This is a genomic window from Vibrio rumoiensis, from assembly GCF_002218045.2.
In the GTDB taxonomy this organism is placed as follows: domain Bacteria; phylum Pseudomonadota; class Gammaproteobacteria; order Enterobacterales; family Vibrionaceae; genus Vibrio; species Vibrio rumoiensis.
Genome location: NZ_AP018685.1, coordinates 243,910 through 267,693, shown reverse-complemented (window position 1 = coordinate 267,693; position 23,784 = coordinate 243,910). Strand labels below are relative to the sequence as shown.

The following is a 23,784-nucleotide window of genomic DNA, read 5'->3' as shown; positions in this document are numbered from 1 at the left end:
TGTGGCACCTAATTCCTCACAGATAATTCGTGATCAGACCCGAAATTATCTAAGTATGGTGCCACTAATGCAACTTTAATTTTACTTACAGTCCATTTATATTTGTGCTGTCGATAAGCAAATTGCTTGCTAGGCACTGACGTCACTACTGTAAGACTACTTTTGGTGTAACAAAAATCAATAACTCACTTTTGCCATAATTCTCATAACTACGGCGGAATAACGCACCTAAATAAGGAATATCCCCTAATAAAGGCACTTTATCGACACTGGTCTGAACCGAATGTTGATAAATTCCACCTAAAACAACCGTCTCTCCATTATTCACCAAAACTTGAGTGCCAATGCGTTGAGTATCAATAGCGACCGCTTCACCATCACCGGTTTTTACCACCGAGCCAGGTCTATCTTGAGTGACACTCAAATCTAAAACGAGTCTGTTATCTGGTGTGATTTGTGGTGTCACTTTTAAACTTAACACTGCCTTTTTAAAACTGACCGAAGTAGCACCACTCGATGAAGCTTCAAGATATGGGATTTCTGTACCTTGCTCGATATAAGCCGGTTGCTTATTGGTTGTGATCAAACGTGGACTAGAAATAATTTCTGCTTTCGATTCAGCTTGTAATGCTGAGAGTTCTAAATCAAGTAAAGTATCTGAACCCAATTTGGCCACTTGAAACGCGATACTCGATGCATTAGAGCTAGTAGCCGCTAAATTGACATTCAAGAAGTCATCAAGTCCCACTTTTTTATTACCGCCATTGAGATCAATACCATCTCTTCCATCTGCAATACCAATCTGCCCGACATTACTCTCAATTGAACCGCCCGCAGAAAATGAACCGTTAGTTTCCGCAATGCCCCAGCGAACGCCCAAGTCTTGCATATTACCTTCATTGACCGTCACAATTCGCGCTTCAATTTGAACTTGCTTCACTGGAATATCCAATGATTCAACAATTCCTTTGATGATCTCAATATTGCTTTGTAAATCACGAATGAGTAACGAATTGGTACGCTCATCGACAGTAATATTACCGCGACTCGATAGCATGCTAATATCACCTTCACCGCCAATCAATTCGGCAATATCTGACGCTTTAGCAAAATTAATTTGAATTAATTCAGAGCTTAAATCACCTAACTCTTCTTCCATGCGCGCTTGCTCTAAACGTTGTTTTTGCTGAGCATCCAATTCAGCTTTTGGAGCAACCAGCACGACATTGCCTTCTACCCTTTTATCCAACCCTTTAACTTGCAAAATAATGTCCAGCACTTGTTGCCAAGGTACACCATCTAATCGTAGCGTGAGATTACCGGTGACCGAATCGGAAACCACTAAGTTAAAGCCGTTATAATCGGCAATTAGCTGTAATACATTTCTAACCGGAATGTCTTGGAAGTTTATCGAAATCACTTTGTTTTCTTTATCCAAAGCGTTTTTTTGTTTTACTGCGGTCGATTTGGCCTTGGGTTTTACCTCTGTCACCGTGATTTCTAAGTTGTTACCTTTAAGACGATAATCATAAGTAAAGTCACCCGATATAGAGGCTTGTAAACGAGTATTCGGTTTATCCCGAAACACTTCAACGGTCTTCACCGCCGTTGAGAAATCATTGACATCAATGACATATAAATCATCATCTTTCACTTGAGTATGGATCAAATCAATACTCAAACCTTGAGGGTTTTTCTTAATATCTACCGCGGAAGCCGATGACGCGAGCTTTACCACGATCACCCCTTCTTTCTCTTTATTTAGACGAAAATCGAGGCCGATAAACTGATTACTTAAACCCTGTTCCGATGATTGACTTACCTCCTTTTTACTCGATGTTGTTGCAGCTAAAGCAGAGTGTCCCGAAAGAAGTGTACAGGCAATGGTCGACATCAACGTAAATTGGCGAACCCAAGCTGTCAGCGTTAATCCTTTATGCATAATTTAATACTCAATTATTATCTTCACGTCTGTGGTGATTATTTACTTCAGCGCTAACTTAACGCTTCGCTGTTGCCAACATCCCAATCCATCTGGGAGTGTTTCTTTAATTAAAATAAACTTTGGTGCGACCTCTGCGACCTTGCCATTATTCAACCCGAGATATTCACCAGCTTGTACTTTCACTAAAGTGCCTTTAGGGGTTTGAACTAACCCGGATATATTACCTTGACTCCCCATTACCCCTCTTAGGTGCAACTGTTCTAATGGGTATTGTTCTAATTGCCCTGTTTTGCTGCGTAATCCCGGTTGCCAACAATCTTGTTTAATACGAGGCTGATTCGCGATCGCGATAGCCGGTAGACGAAAAGGAACGCGTAGCTGGCTCGCATTATATTGAGTCGCTTGAAACGTTTTTTCTGGCTCTAATTGAGCTATTTCTTTACGAGATTGGTTCTCGACCTGAGAAATAAAACTCGCGATAGAATCATTCGATTGTTGGCATCCAACCAATATCAACGCAGAGAACATAACTAGATTTGATTTAATCATTGCCCTTCCTCCGGTTTGAACTGGTAGGTATAAGCACGAACACGAAAGTGCAAAGTACTGCTCTCCTGACTCACTCGTTGCCACTCCACGTTATGTAAACTAATAATGCGTGGTAATTTAGCTATCGCTTCAGAGAAATGACCGATATCGTTATAATCTCCCGTTAATTCAATATTAAGAGGGAGGCGATAGAGAAATTCCTGTACTTGTTTCTCCCCCCAATCAACACGAGTAAAACTCAGATCGTTTTTGATCCCGATGTCATTAACGGATGACAGCATACTCGCCAACTCTTTTTGAACCGGTAGCTGCTTTAATAAGTATTGATAACGAGTATTTAATTCATCCAGCTGCGCTTGCAGTTGTGGTAACGCTGCCACTTTTGCAGCTTTAATTCGAATTGAACTTTTAAGTGTTACTTCTTGCTGGCGTATTTGTTCAAGCTCATCATTTTGTGGAGATAAATAAAACCATGCTCCAACAACTTGTAGAACGATAATTAAAGCCCCAATCACTAACAATTGAGGTAACAGCGGCCACTCTGGCATATCTTCAAAATCAAGGTCTCTAAAATCAATCATCATTGACCCCCTTGCTGAGCTATCGTCGGGCTCTCATTTGGTTCATCTTCTTCAAAGCGAAACGACAACTTGAAGCTTTGAAATTTCTTACCAAACAATACTTTCCCTGAAATAATCGAATGCATTTCGACATCAGACAACCACGTCGAGCTTTCAAAGTTATCAAGCATAGTGGCCAACCTAGCGGTGCTATCACTGACTCCTGCCATCTCAATCTCTCGACCACTCATTTTTATTTTGTCGACATAAACACCTTCAGGAACTAACTCCGGCATTAAGTTCATGAAGTCGGTGGTTTTATTTCGATCATTTTGCAGTGACTCAACCAGTCTCAATCGCGTCAATATAGATTTATGCTTAGCTTCAATTTCTTTCAGGTTCACCAATTGTTGATCTAACTTAGTGATATAAGCCTGCAATTGCTGATTTCGATGTCTTTGCTGATCTTTTAAATGATCAATATAGAGACTGGCCAACCACTGCAGCGCTAAAGCCGCTAAAATCCCCAAAACCACCATGCCGTAAAAGCGTTGCTTATATTCTTGCCGCTTTTCTTCTCTCCAAGGCAAAAGGTTAATGTCATGCAACATGCTTCCCTCCTTGCCACTGAATGCCTCGGATTGCTAAACCGGCCGCAACACTAAAAGTGCAAGGCTCAGCGTCAATTTTATTTTTCACTTTGCTTTGCAATAGCGCTAACGGGTCTAGGATTTCAACGGGGAGATTCAGTTTTTCGGACAAGTGCTCATCAATCGCCGCTAAGGTTGCCCCCCCGCCAGTCAACCAAAGCCCCTCAATTTTTTGTTGCTGATTAACTGAACTGTACATACTGAGCTGTCGAGTTAAGCGTTCAGATAACTCAATAATAAACTCATCTTGCTGAGCGAGATCTAAACTTGGTGAAGCCTCATCCATACTCAAGGCTTTTGATGGCTTAATATTTTGTGTACCAAAAGGAAGATCTTTGTAATAAGCAGGACGATTATTCGGCTCGATACACACCGAGGTTTGGCTTTGACCAATATCGATTAATAACCAGCTTTCTTTACTTGAATCTAATTGAGTCGCTAATTGCCATACTCGCAACAGACCATGCGCCTGAATATCCATCACAATAGGTTTGAAACCCGACTTTTTTACGGCTTCCATGCGACTTTCTATGACTTCCTTGCGAGTAGCATAAACTTGATAACTTGACGTAGGGGCTCGTTTTAAAGTCTCAGATTCAACTTTGACATAATCTAAGCTGAGCTCTTCAACAGGAAAAGGAGACTGTTGGCCGAAGACTTGATAAATGGCAAACTCTTTCTCTCGCTCTTCAAGCTCACTATCAATGTGCAATACTTTGCTAATAACAGCGTTATCTGGTACCGAAAGCACCACATTTTTTGCCATCATCGGCAGCTGCTTTTTTAACTCTTTTAATTTTTTGACAATTTCTTGATGATTAAAGGTGTGGTTATCTGAAAAAATACCTTCTGTTGCTGGCACTTCCTTATAACTCACCAGTTCAAACAGTTCTCCAGCGGGTTTCATGACCACAGCTTTTATACTGTGGTGGCCAATATCAATGCCCGTGACGAAAGATTTACCCATATTGCTAGGCTCCAGCTAGAGGAACATGACCTCTGAAAATGTGGGATGACTAAAATTAAGCGAACGGAATAACGAAGCTCGTTGAATCAATTCGCTGTCTTAAATAAAAGTTCTTAATGAAAAATAAAGTTAAGAACGTTTTTTTTTAGCGATATGCTAATATGTGCACCTACTGTACAGGTGTTTATATCGACACATCCTTACTCAATCAGGGAATATCCGGTGAAGTTCATAAAGCCATTGCTCATATTTTCATTCGTTTGCATGATTCTTGGAGTGACAACAATTTTTGGGTTCTATTATTACCTAAAACCTCAGCTCCCAGACGTAGCAACTTTGAAGAACGTACAACTGCAAACCCCAATGCAGGTCTTTAGCCAAGATGGAAAGCTGATTGCTCAATTTGGTGAAAAACGACGTATACCTCTAAAACTCGATGATATTCCTCTGCAAATGCAAGAAGCCTTCATCGCAACCGAAGATAGCCGTTATTACCAACACTATGGTATTGACCCAATTGGTATCGTTCGTGCGGCCGTTGTCGTGGCGATTTCGGGCTCGGCAAAACAAGGGGCGAGTACCATTACTCAACAGCTTGCGCGTAACTTCTTCTTGTCAAATGACAAAAAAATCATGCGTAAGATCAAAGAGATATTCATCGCAATTCACATTGAGCAAGTGCTTAATAAGCAGGAAATCCTAGAACTTTATCTTAATAAGATTTATCTCGGATACCGCTCTTATGGTGTCGGTGCTGCCTCTTTAACTTATTTTGGTAAAGAGCCAAAAGACTTAACTTTAGGTGAAATGGCGATCATTGCAGGCTTACCGAAAGCCCCTTCAACCATGAACCCAATCTATTCCATTGATCGAGCTAAAACTCGTCGCCACGTAGTACTACTGCGTATGCTAGAAGAGAAATACATCACTCAAGAAGAGTTTGATGCGGCCGATGCCGAACCTATCGATGGTAACTATCATGGCGCGCATATTGAAGTGAATGCACCTTATGTCGCGGAATTAGCTCGTGGCTGGGCGGTAAAACGTTACGGTGAAGACGCTTATAGTTCTGGTATACAGGTTTACACTACGGTGAAATCAGACCTTCAAGAAGCCGCAAATGAGGCTGCGATTGGTAATTTATTAAATTATGATGAGCGCCATGGCTACCGTGGCCCAGAGGCCATTGCTTGGAAACCTAAAGAAACGGCTTTCACTCAAGAGCAAATGGACAAATACCTAAAAACTAAGCCAACATTTGGCTTAATTCACCCTGCCTTGGTGACGGGTATTTCTCAACGCTCTGCGACGGTGTATATCAAAAATCGTGGTGAACAAACCATTGAGTGGGACGGCTTAAAGTGGGCTCGTAAATACTACAATGATAAACGCCAAGGGCCTGCCCCAAGTAAAGCAGCGGATATGCTTGAAATCGGTCAGCAGATCTGGGTTCGTCCAATGGGGGTATTACAAGAAAAGCCGGCCGCAGAAGAAACGGAAAATACATTAACCAAACAAGACGCAGAAGAAGTACAAGCCGATCCACTCGCGACATCATCTTGGCAGCTAAGCCAAGTGCCGATTGTGAATACCGCTTTTGTCGCTCTCAACCCTGAAGATGGTGCAGTGCTCTCGCTTGTTGGTGGTTTTAATTTTGTGCATAGCAAATTTGACCGAGCCACCATGGCTGAACGTCAAGTTGGTTCAAGTATTAAACCTTTTATTTATTCTTCAGCAATAGATAAAGGCTTAACCTTAGCTACATTAATTAATGATGCGCCGATCAACCAATGGGATGAAGGCCAAGGCACCGCATGGCGTCCGAAGAATTCACCTCCTGTTTACCTTGGCCCAACCATGTTGCGTCGTGGTTTAGCTCAATCTAAAAACGTCATGGCCGTACGCACGTTACGTCGTGTAGGCTTAGATAATGTTTTAGATTACCTACCTCGCTTTGGTTTTGACCCTGAGAAACTGCCTCATTCAGAGACCATCGCACTGGGTGCGGGTAGCTTAACCCCAATCAAAATGGCACAAGGTATTGCGGTATTTGCTAATGGCGGTTACTACGTAGAGCCTTACTATATTGATCACGTTAACAGCCCATACGGTGATTTGGTTTTCCGTTCAAACCCAACGAAAGTCTGCCAGAATAACTGTTCACACGATCCTATGGTAGTGGATGACCAAGGTACTGAAGAACAACCTAAATATGCTGAAAAAGTGATTTCACCGCAAACGGCTTTCTTAGTTCGTGAAATGATGTATAGCAATATTTGGGGGGGTGGTGTTTGGAGTAACGGCACTGGCTGGAACGGTACAGGCTGGCGTGGACAAGTATTGAAACGTCGTGATATTGGCGGAAAAACCGGGACCACCAATGACTCAGTCGATACTTGGTATAACGGTTACGCACCTGGTATTGTCGCGAGCACTTGGGTTGGTTTTGACCAAGCTAACCGCCCACTCGGTTATACAGCAGCGAATGCAAACTTTGACCGTAAAGAGCAATACAACGGTGGAGAATCCGGGGCAACAACGGCCCAACCAGCTTGGGTAGATTTCATGAAAATCGCTCTCAAAGATGTACCGGAACAAGAGAAACAATTACCACCGGGCATTATCCGTGTACGTATTGACCGTGACAGTGGTTTGCTCACAAACAAGAATGATGATTCTTCTATGTGGGAATATTTTGAAGCTGGCACTCAACCAACCGAGTACGTGTCCGATGAGAAAAGCACCGATCTCTACTCTGAAGATGAAGATGGCGATAGCCTATTTTAATCATTTAATTTAGTGTTTCAAAAATCAAATAGGCCATCGATTGATGGCCTATTTTTTTATTCGTTTTTTATTTTGATAACCAGTAATTACTCTTACCGTTATTGACTAATATTGACTGTTTTGGAAATGAAGGTGGCGAGCTGCTCAAAACGCTTTCTCAATGGTGAACCCGGTCGATAAGCAAGAACCACTTTACGACTTGGCGTTGGATTTACCGCCTTTAAATAGCTCACTCCATCTTTTACTTTTTCTTTTGGTACCGACAATTGTGGAAGCAAAGTCACGCCACCGCCCGCGGCAACCATATTACGTAAAGTTTCAAGACTCGTGGCCTTAAAGCGATCATCATCACTAGCGCCGGCAGCAAAGCAAAACCCTAATGCCTGATCTCTTAAGCAATGTCCATCCCCCAAAGAAAGCACCGTATGTCCTTTTAATTCGACCATGTCTAACTCTGTTTTATCTGCCCAAGGATGGTTTTCAGGTACTGCCATCATCAGAGGTTCATTAAACATATCTAACTCAATAAACGGTTCTGTTTCCGCGACAGAGGCTAAGATAATACAATCTAAGCGCCCTTCTTCTAACTGCCTAACCAGTTGATTAGTTTGAGCTTCATGCAAAAAAAGCTCCAGATCAGGAAAGGCTTTTTTTAACGGTTGAATGATGAGAGGTAATAAATAAGGCCCAATCGTAGGAATAAACCCAATATGTAAAGGGCCACTCATATCTTTACCTTGCAAGCTCGCCATTTCAGTAAACGTCTTTACTTCAGCCAAAATTCGCTTAGCTTGAGAGACAAGCTGTAGACCAGAATCTGTAAATAATACTCGGCGGCTACTGCGCTCAAGTAATGATGTTCCCAGTTCATCTTCTAGTTTTCTAATTTGACCACTTAACGTTGGCTGACTGACAAAACAAGCTTCTGCCGCTTTACGGAAATGCTTATGCTCAGCCAATGCCACAAGGTATTCAAAGTCACGAATATTCATATTGCACCATAATAGTTTGAAGCTATCAAAACGATAACACTAAACGATTGTGACTATCAAAGTTTTTTAGCCATAGTAGTGGTATAAATTATTCATGCATTTCATTACTTCGAGGAACAAAGATGAAAACAATCATCCATAAAATAAAGAACATACAAGATGGTTGGCACACCGCATTATATTTCATTGATGGGAATGAAATAGGCCCAAATTGGTCAAAAAATGTTGGAGGATAGCCCTGAAATAAAAAACCCCACATTCAAATCAGAACGCGGGGCTATCTTAAAAAAATCATTGTGCGATTCAAATTAAGAAAAAGCAGTGTATTAATTGAGACTGACTATTCAGTAGAAAGTTCCAACTTTTTATCCGCTTCGCTAAAATCAATTTGTTGTAATTGTAATAAGCTGCAATACAAACGCCAAATCAACCCAGATAAAGCAACCTCGCCTTGAGAGGATAATGATTCACTCAATGCCAACAAAGAATCTAAAGCATTTTGCAAAATGGTTTCATCGTGAGAATAATGGTATTTCCAATCATGTGCGATAAACCATACTTGCTTAATAACAATCGAATAATACACCTGATACAGATAAATACGCACTTCTTGTAAAACATCCGCGGCGGATTCTGAATGCATATTTTGTAATTGATACACCGCATGCTGGCAGTTTAGAGTGACCACCCCAAGACGTAACAAACCTAAACGAGTGGCTTTATCTTTACTCTGACTCAAACGGTTTATGCGGTGATACACCAAAGACTCAAACTCAAAATGATCCATTCCAGAGTGGTCTGAAAGCTGGATGAGGACATCTCGACGTAATGCTTTCGCAATCCGTAACCCTCGACGGCGGTCTGAGCTCGGCTTAAACACATGAAAAACCACGGCTGAAAATAAGATCCCAACCAGCATACTCATACAGGTGTTAACAAAGCTTTGAAAATCGTAGGTTGGCGGGTTGGTAATCGACATGAAAGTCCCCATAAAAACAATCATGATCCCCCATAAACCGGCATTTCGTACCGATTGCAACTTTTTAAGCTCCATGGTTATGACGACGATAATCAGTAAGATCGCAAAAGGAGCAAAAGTGCTGATCTGCACTAACAAGCCAAACTTAACAACAAAAACAGCCACACACAGCCACAACACAGAACGCAGCATAGTGGTAATCGCCACCATCGGCGCAGGACTGGTGGAGTTTAAGAGACAACTCACTGCTGCTAATGTCGCGGCACCCGCTCCTAGATCCCATTGTGAATTAATCCAGAACCAACCAAATAAAATTAGACAAACGAAGGTTCGTAACCCGTTATATAACGCTTCTGTGTTATCGGTGTGTCGGCGAACTCGGCTTCTTTTCGGTACTACACCTAATGAGCGTTGATGACCCGGTGAAGTATTTTCAATTTGGTGTAATTTATCAGCACAACGAAGATAAAGCTTACAAAATTGATTTAATCGCAGCCAAAAAGCATGATGACGGAAATCATCATCTTTCGTTGGCTTAATTAACGCTAATTGTTGTGCTAACCCATATTGATTAAACGTCCCCGCTTGCAACTCTTTTTGAATATCAAGCATGACCTCAGACAAATTCTGAGGCGGATTTGGCCAGTTGACTAGCATTCTTCGTAAACTTGAAATATGGCTCGTCATCTGCAATTGCTGCTGCAATAAATGATTCAGATAACTGTCTTGATAACGGAGCTGATAATGACTCCAATAGGCCTGAACCCTCAATAGGTTCATCGACAATATTTTGCCAATCACCGTTTCATGTGACTGACGAATTTTGTCATCCATTTCTTCAGTATGTGTAGCGGGATGATAAGATTCAGGGTGAGATAACAACTCAAAGTGTTCGAGTAATTGTGACTGCATTTTACGCAGCGTACTAATTAAGGTCACCCCATCTGAAGTACTTGGCAAGATCATCATCATCACGCCACCGCATAAAATACCTACCACCACCTCACATACCCTTGCTTGAGTAATTTCAAACAACATATGTGTATCAGTAGTATTTACTATGGAATAACCAATAATGGCTGCGGTATAGCCCGCTAATGAAAATGCATAAGAAACATTATTTTCATAGTGGCTTGCCACATAAGTACATACCGCCATCCACATCGACATGTAAAAAGTAAACAGCCATGGATCATTTAGGGTGTGGCCAACGATATGATAGGTAGCATACGCACCTAACAAGCTACCTAAAATACGCCCTAAACTTTTACTAATCACACTGCCAAAGGTTGGAAAACCAACAACAGCAGCAGAGGTGAGAGCCCAGTATGGTTGTTCAAGATCAAGCACAAAGGCCACATACAAAGCTAATGTCAGAGCTAGAGCATTACGTATCGCATAGCGCCACTGAGGTGCTGTCGCTTTACCCCATGGCGTTTGTGACCAGTCTAACCAATGAAAACTCATAATCAGCTCAATTAGTAATGGATAGAAATACTACATGTCGTTCCAGCGATTAGACGTAAATCATCTGGAAGGTCCGTTAATTTGATTCGAACTGGCACGCGCTGAGCAAGTTGAACCCAAGGCACATTAGGCTTGATATTGGCAAGTAATTCAGTTGAAGGCACTTCACTTTGATCCACAATACCACGACCAATACTTTCAACTTTACCGGTTAATTTTTGGTTCGAAGCGAACAAAGTGATATCCGCCTGACTGCCTTCTTGAATATGTTTTAACTTTGTCTCTTCAAAATACCCTTGAACATAAAATGAATTCGCATCAATTAAGCCAATCAAAGGAATGCCTAAAATAGCATAGCGACCTTTACGAACTTTTAAGTGGCTAATATAACCATCAACTGGTGCGTACACTTTGGTCTCACTTAACTTCCACTTCGCTTTCGCCAGTGAAGCCTGAGCCGATTTATATTGTGCAGCCGTCGATTTCGCATTACTTTCTGCAGATTCTAGCTCTTCTTTTGAAATGGTGCTTTGGTTCATATTACGGCGACGCACATATTCGCGCTGTACATTCTCAGCGTTCGCATGAGCGGTTTCTAGCGCCGCTTGAGCTTCATCGACTTCAATTAAAAAAGGTTCAGGATCGATTTCCATCAATAACGTTCCTTTTTTAACAAATTCATTGTCTTCAACATACAGTGCCTCAACGGTACCATTAACGCTAGAAGCAATATCGACCACGTCAGCACGAATTTTTCCGTCACGAGTCCAAGGGGATTGCATATAGTAATTCCACATCCACCACGCCGCGCACAAGGCTATGGTAAAAACAGCGACAGTGGAAAAGTATCTTAACGTTTTAAATTTCATACATTACCTAGGTCAGTTGACCTTTTGTGATTAGAGTTCTAGATAAAATGAGTACAAAGTTGCAAATGATCTTTTTATAAAAGCAAAATCACGTCACCCGAATAATCAACATTAATGCTGAAAATACAGATAGCACGAATAAAGATAGGTCCATTAATGTTGGATGCCAAACCTCACCGGAGTACATCCAGTTTCTTAGCAAGCGATGAATAATTCCCCACAACAATATACCAAGTAAAAAGGCTTTAAACATGGGTGGAAAATACAGAGATGCCCCGACAATTAAGTCTGGGATTGGGAGACCAACTTGAAGAAAATCAACGTTCAAACTGTACACCTTTGAAAAGTCACTGTCATAAAGTCACATACGCTAACGATTCACCGAAAAAGTGACCGCAAACATAATGTCCTTTTATGATATTAGCGTTTAAGTGACTAGATGCCAGAAGAGAAAATAGTATGAGGGTTAATTTATTGAACTACAGGCAATAAAGAAAAAGTGTTTTAAAGCAAAAAACGAAAGAACCCAAGTAGTTAAATTAACTCGGGTTCGATTATACGCCAAAGACATTACAAAGTTTAATGCTTTTTTTTCATAAATCACGCCGACATAGAACCAAAAACCTACTGTCGGAGTGTTAAAACTACATTTAGGGTGCTTTTTAAGCGACACTCACTTTCATAATGACTTGTTCATTTAAGTTAATCTCTAAGGCCACCTCATCACAGGCATGTTGGCGTGGGCATTGGTCACAATCCTTCAATACTTTTTCCGGTAACAATGTTTTCGAAGTTGGGATAAAGTCTTGTTTCATAAAGAATTCAGGCACGCGAGTTAACACAAATACTTTTTTGATCGCCATTTGACGCGCTTTATCGACCAAATGCTTAATGATCGCTGCACCTTGCCCTTGACCTTGCCAACCGGCTTCAATTCCTAATGAACGGATTTCAGCCAAGCCGGAATCATAAACATATAAAGAAGCACAGCCCGTCACTTCACCATGATGCTCAGAGACAGCAAAAGAACCAATATCTCGAATCAATTCATTACGACTACGAGGTAAGTTTTCACCTAAACCAGCCCAGTAAGCGACCATTCCTTCCAATGAATCAATATCGGTTAAACGTGCAGCCCGCACGGTTACTCCTGAATTGTCACGTTCATCTAGACGTTTCTGCGCTTGATTCACCGCATAATTGACTTGTCGTGGTGACACGCCACCTAACGCTGAACGTTTTTCTAGGCAAGATTCAATGGTTAAGATGTTATACACATCATTTTCAATCACGGGAGAGAATGCTTTGAGTTGCTCAAGTGATAGCTCTTCTAACGCGCAAGATTGCTCAATTGCACTCACGACCGCAACGCCAACAATGTGGTGCGCTTCACGGAAAGGAATGCCTTTCGACACTAAATAATCCGCCAGTTCCGTTGAGTTTGCGTAACCTTGTTTGGCCGCTTCTAATGTTCTTTCACCGTTGACCTTAATACCATCAAAGCAAAGTGCCGCCATTTCCATGCAGTCGTTCCAAGTATCAAGCGCATCAAATAGGCCCTCTTTGTCTTCCTGCATATCTTTATTGTAAGCCAATGGCAGGGCTTTGACCGTCATCATCATCGCTGCCAGTGAGCCATAGACACGGCCCGTTTTGCCACGAATCAATTCTAAAGCATCGGGATTTTTCTTTTGTGGCATCAAGGAAGAGCCCGAAGTCACGGTATCCGCCAACTCAATAAAACCAGACTCGCCCGAATTATAAAAAATCATATCTTCCGCAAGACGCGAAAGGTGCAACATAGAAATCGAAGCAATCGACATCAGTTCCATCACATGATCGCGATCAGACACCGAATCTAAACTATTACGGGTCGCTCGTTGAAAACCTAGATTATGGGCGAGTTGCTCACGATCCATTGGGTACGCGGTGCCCGCTAGTGCTCCAGAGCCTAATGGACAAGTATCAAGACGCTTAATCGCATCCGATAGACGTGAATAATCACGCTCAAACATTTCGACATACGCTAAACACCAGTGTGCAAACGTGACAGGTTGAGCACGTTGTAAGTGAGTATAACCTGGTAAAACCGTCGCTTGATGTTCACGGGCCACCGACACCATTTGCGATTGCAAACGGTCTAAAGCAATCAGTAACTGATGGCCTTGTTGACGACACCACAGTTTTAAATCCGTCGCGACCTGGTCATTACGAGAACGGCCAGTATGCAGTTTTTTACCTAAATCTCCAACGCGGCCAATCAGTTGAGTTTCCACCCAACTGTGAATATCTTCGGCATCCGATTGCAAAATTTGCTCAGGATCTTCCATCACGGCTAACTTCAATTCATTTAGCGCGAGCTCTAGCTTTTGCTGCTCTTCTTCGGTTAATACCCCAACGGATAGCAACGATTTAGACCAAGCAATCGATCCCACAATGTCTTGCTCAGCCAATCGGTAGTCAAAGCGCAATGAATCATTGAACTGTTTAAACCGAGTGTCTGCTGCTTGGGTAAATCTTCCGCCCCATAATGCCATTGTGAATCTCCTGCTAATCCATTGTATTTATCGATTTTCGAACACTACGTTACTAGAGCGCTTCGCTTCTCGATTATCCATGATTTATTATTATATTTAATTTTACTATTAACCTCTAAATGCTCGTCACTAGGCGTTTCTTTTCCGAGTCACGAGCATTCGAGTTACGAGTATTCGTATTTATTTCTTCTTCGCTTCATTAAGCGCACGAATGCGGCTTGATAAAGAATATAAACGGATGAAACCGCCGGCATGGCTTTGATCGTAAACTTCATCATCACCGAACGTCGCAAACTCTTCAGAGTATAAGCTGTTATCAGAACGTTTTTGAGTCACCGTCGCTTGGCCTTTATAAAGTTTAACTACAACTTCACCATTAACATCTTGCGCTAACGCTTCAGTTGCTGCCAAAAGCGATTTACATAGCGGCGTGAACCAACGACCATCGTACACAAGGTGCGAAGCTTTTACAGCAAGCTCTTCACGAAATTCGAAAGAAGCTTTATCAAGCACCAGTTGCTCAACGGCACGCAGGGCTTCCATCATAATCGTGCCCCCTGGAGTTTCATAACAACCACGAGACTTCATACCGACTAAACGGTTTTCAACAATATCAATACGCCCAACACCATGCTTCACGCCTTTTTCATTTAACGCGACTAAAGCTTGGTATGGTGATAACGCTTGGCCATCGACCTCAACCACGGCGCCTTTTTCAACTTTCAATGTAACATATTCTGCTTGATCCGGCGCTTGCTCAGGATCAACGGTCCATGCCCAACAATCTTCATTCGGTGCATTCCAAGTGTTTTCTAACACACCACCTTCGGTTGAAATGTGCCATGCATTCGCATCACGTGAATAGATTTTAGTTAAAGAAGCGGTACATGGAATATTACGTTCTGCAAGGTAGTCCAAGCACTCTTCACGGCTCACTAGATCCCACTCACGCCAAGGGGCAATCACATGTAAGTCTGGGGCTAGTGCCGCAAAAGCACCTTCAAAACGAACTTGGTCATTCCCTTTACCCGTACAGCCATGACATAACGCATCTGCGCCGACTTTACGTGCCACTTCCACTTGCGCTTTCGCAATGATTGGACGAGCCATTGAAGTGCCAAGTAGGTATTTACCTTCGTAATACGCCCCCGTTTTCAACGTTGGGTAAATGTAATCGGCAACCATTTCTTCTTTAAGATCGGCGATATAGCATGCTGATGCACCTGAAGCGATGGCTTTTTCTTCAATGCCCACTAATTCTTCATCACCTTGGCCGACATCCGCTACAAAGGCGACGACTTCACAATCGTAGTTTTCTTTTAACCACGGAATGATCACTGAGGTATCTAATCCACCCGAGTATGCGACTACCACTTTGTTGATGCTTGCTTTATCGACACTTAATTTAGCCATGTTATTTCTCCAAAATTTATTTTACCCGTTGTTCTGGGGTATATAGCCTTCCCTGGAATCATGTTTGGGTGAATTCCGTGGATTATTTATTTTGCTTCTCCCCTCTACAAAGGCAAGAAACGTGTTCCTATACTTTGACCGGCAAACAGTTGCGCTAACTTTTCAGGGCTTTTCCAACCAGCGACTTCGATGGCTCGACCGAGTTGATTGGCCGCATCTAATGCTGCTTGTACTTTCACTATCATGCCATCGGTGATCACTTGCTGTTCAATCAGTTGATCAACTTGTGATTGGTCTAGTTGTGAAATGAGTTGCTTATCCGCATCGAGTACCCCTGCCACATCTGAAAGTAGTGCTAACTCTGCATCCAGTGCCGTCGCCACCGCCACCGCGGCTTGATCAGCATTGACATTCATTAATTGACCCTCAGCGGTAATACCAATTGAACTAATAATCGGCAATGCATTGGTTTGTAAAATTGCTTTTAAGACCGCTGCATTTCCAGCTTTGGCTTCTCCGACTGCGCCTAAATCATCAGATAGCTGAGTGATCTGACATAAACCGCCATCCGCCAAACTTAACCCCACCGCGGTTAATCCTAGCTTGATCGCTTGGCCTTGCAATAATTTATTCGCTGTTCCCGCCAAAGCACCACTAATGTAATTAATGTGCTCGAAAGGCGTGACCCGTAAGCCATCTCTTTTTACCGTTTCAAATTGCAACTTTGCCATCAACTCATCCACCAAATAGCCACCACCATGTACGATGACGATTTGACGCTGTGCATCTTTTTGATATTGCTGAATTGCACCAAATAATTTAGCTAAGGTATCCAAATCGGATAATACCGCGCCACCTAATTTGATCACTAAAGGAGCCATGGTCATTATCCTTACACTAAAGCCGTCATTTCAGGGAAACCGAAACGAATATTCAAACATTGCATCGCTTGGCTTGATGCACCTTTCAATAGGTTATCAATCGCAGACACGACAATAAGATGCTGACCTTGACGCTTCCAACCAATATCACAAAACGGCGTGTTTTCAACATTTTGCAAACGAGGAATATCAGAAAGTAAACGAACCGCAAGCTTGCTTTGATAGGCCTCACTAAAGGCTTGTTCAATTTGCTCGTCAGTCACATCTAAAGCTAACTTCATGGTAATCGTTGCTAAAATGCCACGCTTAAAATTACCTAAATGCGGCGTAAAAATAACATCACAACCTAAATGTGAAGCAATTTCAGGTTGGTGACGGTGCGTGAACACACCATAAGGTTGTAAGCTCACTTCGCAAAAACTATTGGTCATCGTGGCTTTACGCCCCGCGCCAGTCACGCCACTCGTGGCATTGATTACCGGCCATTGGTTGAGATCCAATAATCCATTTTCGACCAAAGGTTTAATCGCTAGTTGAGAGGCGGTAGGGTAACAGCCCGGTACAGCAATTAATTGCGCTTGAGCGATCTGCGGTTGATTCCACTCCGCTAAACCGTAAGCCGCTTGATCAAGCCACTGAGATTGCGTGTGTTCAAATCCATAATATGTAGGATAAAAGCCATCCGCTTTCACTCGATAAGCACCGGATAAGTCTAAAACAACACAATCATTGGCAAGAAAAGTCGGCGCGAGATCATGGCTGACTTCGTGAGCCGTGGCGAGAAAGACGACATCACATTGCTGCGCAACTTCTTGAGGTGAGATTAAGGGCTGTACAGCAAGATCAATCAATCCATGCAACTTGCCATGTAATTGAGAAATAGGTTTACCAGCATCGGCACTATTTTCTGATACATATAAGCCAGATAACGTCAGCTCAGGATGCTTTTCGACCATCAAGGCCAACTCTGCACCGGTGTAACCGCTTGCTCCAATAATGACTGTTTTTAGCATACTCACCTATCCGTTTGTTTTGCGCGCTATTTATATTTTATTTAAGTGGTTTTCGTTACGTTATTGAACTATTTCATGCTGAAAACAAATCTTTTTCAATCGTAAAAATATGACTATCCACTCTAAAAAAACCTTATTATTCGATTTTTTATTCACAAATAATGATTTAATATGTGTTTTATCGTTTTATAAGCTTCTTGTCAATAGTCCGGTTATCAACCACAATGGCTAGCATACAGGCAAAGCCATCACACGAAATGGAGTTTTTATGGGCACACCTCAATTTTTAGATGTTTATCGCGGATTGATCTCCACCTCTTCAATTAGTGCAACCGACCCTACATGGGATGAAGGGAATGCCGAAGTGATTGCCAAACTTGCGCAATGGTTAAAGGATCTCGATTTTTCAGTAGAAGTGATTGAAGTCGCCCCCGGAAAACACAACTTGATCGCCAAAAAAGGTCAAGGGGAAGGTGGATTATTGCTATCGGGCCACTCTGATACCGTGCCTTTTGATGAAGGACGTTGGAATTTTGATCCACACGCCTTAACAGAACATAACAACCGATTCTATGGATTAGGCACCGCAGATATGAAGGGCTTTTTCGCCTTTATAATTGAAGCGGTCCAAAAGGTTGATTGGTCAAAACAAACCAAGCCGCTTTATATTCTGGCCACTTGTGATGAAGAAACCAGCATGCTAGGTGCGCGCCACTTTACAGAATCCTGTTTAAATGGTGATGCGCCTTATAAACCAGACTATTGCATCATCGGTGAGCCGACAAGTCTAAAGCCCATTCGCGGGCATAAAGGCCATGTCGCGAATGCTATCCGAGTCACCGGTCACTCTGGTCACTCATCAAACCCGGCTTTAGGTGTCAATGCGATAGAAATCATGCATGAGGTACTGTTTGCCTTAATGCAACTGCGTAACCAGCTCATTAAAGAATATCACCACCCAGGCTTTGAGATCCCCACTCCTACATTAAATCTAGGGCACATTCATGGCGGCGACAGTGCGAATCGAATTTGTGGCTGTTGTGAGCTGCATTATGACGTTCGCCCATTGCCGGGGATCAGTTTAGACGGACTGAACAATATGTTGCAGTCAGCCCTCAAAGAAGTGCAAGCCAAATGGCCAGAGCGTATTGAGATACAGCCTTTGCATGAACCTATTCCAGGTTATGAGTGTCAACATGACCACCCTTTCATCAAGAGCATGGAAGCGTTAACACAAATACCATCAGAAACCGTCAATTACTGTACTGAAGCACCGTTTTTACAACAAGTGTGCCCAACCTTAGTGATGGGGCCAGGCTCGATCGATCAAGCGCATCAGCCGGATGAATTCCTAGCCTTTGAGTTTATCGATCCGACCATTAATATTTTATCCAAGTCGATGCGCCACTACTGTTTTGGATAAATCGACGAGCGAATTGGATACAATCTGACAAATTGAAAGAATGAATCATGCCGCATTCTATGAATATGAATGCGGTTAACATGATGAAATAAGGTATAAATAACAAAGGGTTTACACAACAACCAAATCAATTTACCCATCTTCTGATAACTGATTTGCATCAATAATATTGGTATTATTTTTACACAATCACGGCAAATATTTGACTCAGTGCAAATATTTTCGCTAGATTGTAGTGGCTAAAAATTAAATGGATGTAATTAAATTACAAGGTGAAACGACGATGAATGAAAAATATGCCGCTTTAACGAGTAATGTTCGCATGCTCGGAGACTTACTCGGCGCAACCATTCAAGAAGCTCATGGTGATGCTATTCTTGAAAAAGTTGAAACCATTCGTAAGCTTTCCAAATCAGCTCGAGCTGGTAATCAGGAAGATCGAGAAAGCTTAATCGAAGAAATAAAAAACCTACCTAACGAGCAATTAACCCCTGTTGCTCATGCCTTCAGTCAATTCCTTAACTTAACTAATATTGCAGAGCAGTTTCATACGATTTCTCGCCATTGCGAAGAGCACGTATGTGAACCAGACGCGATTAACTCTTTATTTGGTAAGTTAGCGTCAAATGACATCAGCAAAGAAAATGCCGCGCAAGCAATCAAAGAATTGAATATTGAGCTGGTTCTTACAGCACACCCAACCGAAATTGCTCGCCGCACCATGATCAATAAATTGGTCAAAATTAATAAATGTCTATCCCAATTAGAGCACAGTGATCTTTCTAGTCGTGAACGTCTGAAAACAGAGCGTCGTTTAGAAGGTCTGATTGCCCAATCTTGGCACTCTGATGTTATTCGCCAACAACGCCCAACACCTCTAGATGAAGCGAAATGGGGATTTGCGGTCGTTGAAAACTCATTATGGCAAGCCGTTCCTGAATTCTTACGTGAATTCAATGACCGAGTGAAAAACTTCACAGGCGAAGCGCTGCCTATCGATGCACGTCCAGTACACTTTTCATCTTGGATGGGCGGTGACCGTGACGGTAACCCAAATGTTACCCACCCAATTACTGCTGAAGTATTGTTACTTTCTCGTTGGAAAGCGGCCGATCTTTATCTAACCGATATTCAAGATTTGATCACCGAGCTATCAATGACCGCTTGTAACGATACGGTTCGCGAATTATCAGGTGAAGAGCACGAACCTTACCGTGCCATCCTGAAGCGCTTACGTACTCTGCTCAATAATACGTGTACCGTATTAGATGCACGTATCAACGGAACCGAAGTACCTAACCTGCCAATTTTAGAGCGCGTTGAACAACTTTGGGATCCATTACTTGCCTGTTACCAATCACTACACGAATGTGGCATGAGTATCATCGCAGAAGGTTCATTACTCGATAGCCTACGTCGTGTAAAAGCGTTTGGTATTCACTTAGTACGCTTAGATATTCGCCAAGAAAGTACTCGTCATTCCAATGTGATTACTGAGATGACTCGTTTCCTAGATATGGGTGACTACGATCAATGGACAGAAGATGAAAAAGTTGAATTCTTAATTAAAGAACTAAGCTCAAAGCGTCCATTGTTGCCTCGTAACTGGGAACCTTCGCCAGAAGTTCAAGAAGTGCTCGATACTTGTCGAGTGATGGCTGAACACCCACGTGAAGCCTTTGGCGCTTATGTTATTTCGATGGCGCGTACCGCATCTGACGTATTAGCCGTGCATCTCATTTTGCAAGAAGCGGGCTGCAAATTCCGCATGGATGTTTGCCCACTGTTTGAAACGTTAGATGACTTGAACAATTCTGAAGCGGTCATGAAGCAATTATTCTCGCTCGATTGGTACCGCAACTTTATCAATAACCACCAAATGGTAATGATTGGTTATTCTGACTCAGCCAAAGATGCCGGTGTAATGGCCGCTGGTTGGGCACAGTACGACGCCATGGATAAACTGGTGAAAGTATCCGACGCCGAAGGTATCGACCTTACACTCTTCCACGGCCGTGGTGGTACAGTTGGTCGTGGTGGTGCGCCAGCACATGCTGCCCTACTTTCTCAACCACCTCGTAGCTTAAAAGGTGGCTTACGCGTTACCGAACAAGGTGAGATGATCCGCTTTAAGCTGGGTTTGCCTGATGTAGCAGTGAACAGCTTTAATCTATACGCGAGCGCGATCTTAGAAGCCAATCTGCTTCCGCCTCCGGAGCCTAAAAAAGAATGGCGCGATCTGATGCATACGATTTCGGATGTCTCTTGTGACGCTTATCGTGCTGTAGTACGTGGCGAACCGGATTTTGTTCCTTACTTCCGCGCCGCAACACCAGAGCTTGAACTCGGTAAATTGCCTCTAGGCTCTCGTCCTTCGAAGCGTAATCCAAATGGCGGCGTGGAAAGCTTACGTGCTATTCCATGGATTTTCTCATGGAGCCAAAACCGTCTAGTATTACCAGCATGGCTCGGAGCGGGTGAAGCGATTCAACACGCCATCGAACAAGGCCACCAGCCAATGTTGGAAGAAATGTGCCGCGAATGGCCATTCTTCTCTACTCGCCTTGGCATGCTAGAAATGGTGTATTCTAAGTGTAATATTGATATTTCTCGTTACTACGATCAACGTCTAACCGATGAGTCATTATGGCCTCTTGGTGAGCGTTTACGTGAACAGTTGCAAAAAGATATCGTGACGGTTCTAAACGTTGAAAATAACGAGAACCTAATGCAAAGCGACCCTTGGGGTTTAGAGTCTATTCGCTTACGCAATATCTATGTTGAGCCATTGAACATGCTACAAGCCGAGTTGCTATACCGTACTCGTCAAAGCGATAACCCATCTTCTGAATTAGAAGAAGCGTTAATGCTGACAATTGCAGGTATCGCAGCAGGTATGCGTAATACGGGTTAAACCTCTTAATCTGTCATGTCTAAATGTAAGAAGCCGCACTTATCAACTAAGTGCGGCTTTTCTTTTTTCTTTTTTCTTTTTTCTTTTTTCTTTTAAACAAAGCAAACAATCTATTGGTCAAATTCAAAACAAATAGCTGACAAGGTTTGATTTAGCTCTTCTTTTTTAATATTAATTTTGTCATCAGTACATAATCTGCCTCGATTACGTTATCTTATCCCTACTATTAAGAAAATTAGAAGCTTACATGTCACTGCCTTACGTTATTTTAACCATATTAAGTCGAGAGCCTGCGACCGGCTACGACATCAGCAAAGCGTTTTCACATAACGTTGGACATTTTTGGAAGGCCAGCCATCAGCAGGTGTACCGGGAACTTGCCAAGATGGCAAAACAGGAATGGGTGACATCGACCATTCACCCTCAGATTGGTAAACCAGATAAAAAGATTTATACCATTACCTCACTCGGTCGCACAGAATTAACCGGATGGTTTAACCAACCAACCCCTTATACAGCCACCCGAGATGAATTTTCCGCAAAGTTAATGGCCTGCACCGTTGAATCGGCCGACCGTTTTATTCAGCAATTAGACTTGCTTATCCCTGAAGCTGAAGCCTTATTGAAACACTATCAGCAACTTGAAAATCAATTTTATCGAAACCATCATTCTCTTGATCAGCACGCCAAATTGGAACATTTAATCTTAAGGCGTAATATTTTAGAGCGTAGTACTTGGATTGAATGGGCAAGCGAAGTGAAACAACAATTAGCAACCTTTTCACAGCCAGAGCAATAATGGGCAAGCAGAGATAAAAAAGGCTTACTGAACGTCAGTAAGCCTTTGTTTTTAATAATTGGTCTTGATGAAAATAATTAACGCGGGCGAACACCTAGAGTATGGCAAAGCGCATAGGTCATTTCTGAACGATTAAGCGTATAAAAGTGAAAATCTTTCACCCCTTCACGACTCAATGTTCTAACCATATCAATCGCTTGGCTTGCACCGACCATTTGACGTGTCACCGGATCATCATCTAACCCTTCATATTGCTTGGCCATCCAGCTTGGAATACGCACATTGGTCATATCAGCAAAACGCTTCGCTTGCTTATAATTAGAAACAGGTAAAATCCCTGGGATGATTTCTACATCAATACCTGCGGTTACGCAGCGGTCACGAAACCGTAAGTAGCTTTCAACATCAAAGAAAAACTGAGTAATGGCACGATTTGCTCCAGCATCGACTTTACGTTTTAAGTTAATTAAATCCGCTTGAGCATTTTTTGCTTCAGGGTGAATTTCCGGATACGCGGCCACCGAAATATCAAAATCTGCCACCCCTTTTAGTAATTCAACTAAATCCGATGCGTACATATCTGGTTTGCCACCGTTGGGCGGTAAATCACCACGTAAAGCCACGATATCGCGAATACCATTATTCCAGTAGTCTTTGGCGATCTCTTTTAATTCATCACGTGAAGCATCAATACAGGTTAAGTGTGGTGCCGCAATCAGACCGGTTTGATCTTTAATTTCTTTGATAATTGAGTGAGTACGGTCACGCTCACCAGAATTCGCCCCGTAAGTAACGGAGACAAATTTAGGTTGTAGCGTTTTTAAGCGGTGAATTGAATTCCACAGGGTTTCTTCCATCTTTTCACTGCTCGGTGGAAAAAATTCAAAAGAAACATTAATTTTGCCCGCAAGATCAGCAACATTATGATTTAACGCATCAATGTGGCCTGCGTGTGAATAACTCATGTTTAACTCCCTGTGGCCAAGCCACTCAATTCATCAAAACTTAACTCACCCAAAAAGTATGAATCTGAAAAGTA

18 protein-coding genes are annotated in these 23,784 nt (G+C 42.4%); 4 read left to right on the top strand and 14 right to left on the bottom strand.

Translation table 11 applies throughout. From position 1 onward, the window contains the following. Positions 1-145: 145 nt before the first annotated feature. Genes VRUMOI_RS01185 through pilM form a run of 5 tightly spaced genes read right to left on the bottom strand, consistent with a single transcriptional unit; the run spans position 146 to position 4,671 of the window. Positions 146-1,942, bottom strand: coding sequence for a type IV pilus secretin PilQ (locus VRUMOI_RS01185; RefSeq protein WP_231897470.1), 1,797 nt, complete (start codon positions 1,940-1,942; stop codon positions 146-148). A gap of 42 nt (positions 1,943-1,984) precedes the next feature. Next, positions 1,985-2,494, bottom strand: coding sequence for a pilus assembly protein PilP (locus tag VRUMOI_RS01180; RefSeq protein ID WP_089139978.1), 510 nt, complete (start codon positions 2,492-2,494; stop codon positions 1,985-1,987). Continuing rightward, positions 2,491-3,075, bottom strand: a complete 585-nt coding sequence (locus tag VRUMOI_RS01175) for a type IV pilus inner membrane component PilO (RefSeq protein WP_089140077.1) — start codon at positions 3,073-3,075, stop codon at positions 2,491-2,493. The genes VRUMOI_RS01180 and VRUMOI_RS01175 overlap by 4 nt, the downstream gene beginning before the upstream one ends. Next, positions 3,075-3,665, bottom strand: coding sequence for a PilN domain-containing protein (locus VRUMOI_RS01170; protein ID WP_089139977.1), 591 nt, complete (start codon positions 3,663-3,665; stop codon positions 3,075-3,077). Before VRUMOI_RS01170 ends, VRUMOI_RS01175 begins: the two co-directional genes overlap by 1 nt. Continuing rightward, on the bottom strand, positions 3,655-4,671 hold the full coding sequence (gene pilM / locus VRUMOI_RS01165) for a type IV pilus assembly protein PilM (RefSeq protein WP_089139976.1): 1,017 nt from the start codon (positions 4,669-4,671) through the stop codon (positions 3,655-3,657). Before pilM ends, VRUMOI_RS01170 begins: the two co-directional genes overlap by 11 nt. 222 nt (positions 4,672-4,893) lie before the next feature. Between pilM and VRUMOI_RS01160 the strand changes: the two genes are divergently transcribed. Continuing rightward, positions 4,894-7,458 carry a penicillin-binding protein 1A gene (locus tag VRUMOI_RS01160; RefSeq protein ID WP_089139975.1) on the top strand — a complete coding sequence of 855 codons (2,565 nt, stop codon included), beginning with the start codon at positions 4,894-4,896 and terminating at the stop codon, positions 7,456-7,458. 98 nt (positions 7,459-7,556) lie between these two features. Here the strand turns inward: VRUMOI_RS01160 and oxyR are convergent, their stop codons facing one another. The 8 genes from oxyR to argC all read right to left on the bottom strand — a co-directional run bounded on the left by oxyR (position 7,557) and on the right by argC (position 17,609). Beyond that, positions 7,557-8,450: a DNA-binding transcriptional regulator OxyR gene (gene oxyR, locus VRUMOI_RS01155; RefSeq protein ID WP_089139974.1), complete on the bottom strand. Its 894-nt coding sequence runs from the start codon at positions 8,448-8,450 to the stop codon at positions 7,557-7,559. Between the two features lie 340 nt (positions 8,451-8,790). Further along, entirely contained in the window at positions 8,791-10,896 is a 2,106-nt protein-coding gene (locus VRUMOI_RS01150; protein WP_089139973.1) for an FUSC family protein, read from the bottom strand. 11 nt (positions 10,897-10,907) lie between these two features. Further along, on the bottom strand, positions 10,908-11,765 hold the full coding sequence (locus VRUMOI_RS01145; protein ID WP_089139972.1) for an efflux RND transporter periplasmic adaptor subunit: 858 nt from the start codon (positions 11,763-11,765) through the stop codon (positions 10,908-10,910). Between the two features lie 88 nt (positions 11,766-11,853). Further along, positions 11,854-12,093 carry a DUF1656 domain-containing protein gene (locus VRUMOI_RS01140; protein ID WP_089139971.1) on the bottom strand — a complete coding sequence of 80 codons (240 nt, stop codon included), beginning with the start codon at positions 12,091-12,093 and terminating at the stop codon, positions 11,854-11,856. A 334-nt stretch (positions 12,094-12,427) separates the two neighbouring features. After that, the gene (argH, locus tag VRUMOI_RS01135) at positions 12,428-14,302 is read right to left on the bottom strand and encodes an argininosuccinate lyase (protein WP_089139970.1); all 1,875 of its coding nucleotides are present in this window, start codon (positions 14,300-14,302) and stop codon (positions 12,428-12,430) included. A gap of 180 nt (positions 14,303-14,482) precedes the next feature. Continuing rightward, entirely contained in the window at positions 14,483-15,715 is a 1,233-nt protein-coding gene (locus tag VRUMOI_RS01130) for an argininosuccinate synthase (protein WP_089139969.1), read from the bottom strand. Positions 15,716-15,819: 104 nt separating this feature from the next. Then, positions 15,820-16,602: an acetylglutamate kinase gene (gene argB / locus VRUMOI_RS01125; protein ID WP_089139968.1), complete on the bottom strand. Its 783-nt coding sequence runs from the start codon at positions 16,600-16,602 to the stop codon at positions 15,820-15,822. Between the two features lie 5 nt (positions 16,603-16,607). Beyond that, the gene (argC, locus tag VRUMOI_RS01120; RefSeq protein ID WP_089139967.1) at positions 16,608-17,609 is read right to left on the bottom strand and encodes an N-acetyl-gamma-glutamyl-phosphate reductase; all 1,002 of its coding nucleotides are present in this window, start codon (positions 17,607-17,609) and stop codon (positions 16,608-16,610) included. Positions 17,610-17,877: 268 nt separating this feature from the next. Here argC and argE point away from each other — a divergent pair, with 268 nt between their 5' ends. The 3 genes from argE to VRUMOI_RS01105 all read left to right on the top strand — a co-directional run bounded on the left by argE (position 17,878) and on the right by VRUMOI_RS01105 (position 22,745). Further along, positions 17,878-19,032 (top strand): acetylornithine deacetylase, encoded by a 1,155-nt coding sequence (gene argE, locus VRUMOI_RS01115; RefSeq protein ID WP_089139966.1) that lies wholly within the window; start codon positions 17,878-17,880, stop codon positions 19,030-19,032. Between the two features lie 283 nt (positions 19,033-19,315). Further along, positions 19,316-21,946, top strand: a complete 2,631-nt coding sequence (gene ppc, locus VRUMOI_RS01110) for a phosphoenolpyruvate carboxylase (protein ID WP_089140076.1) — start codon at positions 19,316-19,318, stop codon at positions 21,944-21,946. A 247-nt stretch (positions 21,947-22,193) separates the two neighbouring features. After that, complete coding sequence (locus VRUMOI_RS01105) at positions 22,194-22,745, top strand: PadR family transcriptional regulator (RefSeq protein ID WP_089139965.1); 552 nt, start codon at positions 22,194-22,196, stop codon at positions 22,743-22,745. A gap of 77 nt (positions 22,746-22,822) precedes the next feature. On the opposite strand, the gene metF is transcribed toward VRUMOI_RS01105, so the two are convergent. Beyond that, positions 22,823-23,710: a methylenetetrahydrofolate reductase gene (metF, locus tag VRUMOI_RS01100; RefSeq protein WP_089139964.1), complete on the bottom strand. Its 888-nt coding sequence runs from the start codon at positions 23,708-23,710 to the stop codon at positions 22,823-22,825. Positions 23,711-23,784 lie beyond the last annotated feature (74 nt).

Coding starts and splice junctions, on each gene's coding strand:
- VRUMOI_RS01185 (WP_231897470.1), bottom strand. CDS start 1,942: ATGCATAAAGGATTAACGCTGACAGCTTGGGTTCGCCAATTTACGTTG.
- VRUMOI_RS01180 (WP_089139978.1), bottom strand. CDS start 2,494: ATGATTAAATCAAATCTAGTTATGTTCTCTGCGTTGATATTGGTTGGA.
- VRUMOI_RS01175 (WP_089140077.1), bottom strand. CDS start 3,075: ATGATTGATTTTAGAGACCTTGATTTTGAAGATATGCCAGAGTGGCCG.
- VRUMOI_RS01170 (WP_089139977.1), bottom strand. CDS start 3,665: ATGTTGCATGACATTAACCTTTTGCCTTGGAGAGAAGAAAAGCGGCAA.
- pilM (WP_089139976.1), bottom strand. CDS start 4,671: ATGGGTAAATCTTTCGTCACGGGCATTGATATTGGCCACCACAGTATA.
- oxyR (WP_089139974.1), bottom strand. CDS start 8,450: ATGAATATTCGTGACTTTGAATACCTTGTGGCATTGGCTGAGCATAAG.
- VRUMOI_RS01150 (WP_089139973.1), bottom strand. CDS start 10,896: ATGAGTTTTCATTGGTTAGACTGGTCACAAACGCCATGGGGTAAAGCG.
- VRUMOI_RS01145 (WP_089139972.1), bottom strand. CDS start 11,765: ATGAAATTTAAAACGTTAAGATACTTTTCCACTGTCGCTGTTTTTACC.
- argH (WP_089139970.1), bottom strand. CDS start 14,302: ATGGCATTATGGGGCGGAAGATTTACCCAAGCAGCAGACACTCGGTTT.
- VRUMOI_RS01130 (WP_089139969.1), bottom strand. CDS start 15,715: ATGGCTAAATTAAGTGTCGATAAAGCAAGCATCAACAAAGTGGTAGTC.
- argB (WP_089139968.1), bottom strand. CDS start 16,602: ATGACCATGGCTCCTTTAGTGATCAAATTAGGTGGCGCGGTATTATCC.
- argC (WP_089139967.1), bottom strand. CDS start 17,609: ATGCTAAAAACAGTCATTATTGGAGCAAGCGGTTACACCGGTGCAGAG.
- argE (WP_089139966.1), top strand. CDS start 17,878: ATGGGCACACCTCAATTTTTAGATGTTTATCGCGGATTGATCTCCACC.
- ppc (WP_089140076.1), top strand. CDS start 19,316: ATGAATGAAAAATATGCCGCTTTAACGAGTAATGTTCGCATGCTCGGA.
- VRUMOI_RS01105 (WP_089139965.1), top strand. CDS start 22,194: ATGTCACTGCCTTACGTTATTTTAACCATATTAAGTCGAGAGCCTGCG.
- metF (WP_089139964.1), bottom strand. CDS start 23,710: ATGAGTTATTCACACGCAGGCCACATTGATGCGTTAAATCATAATGTT.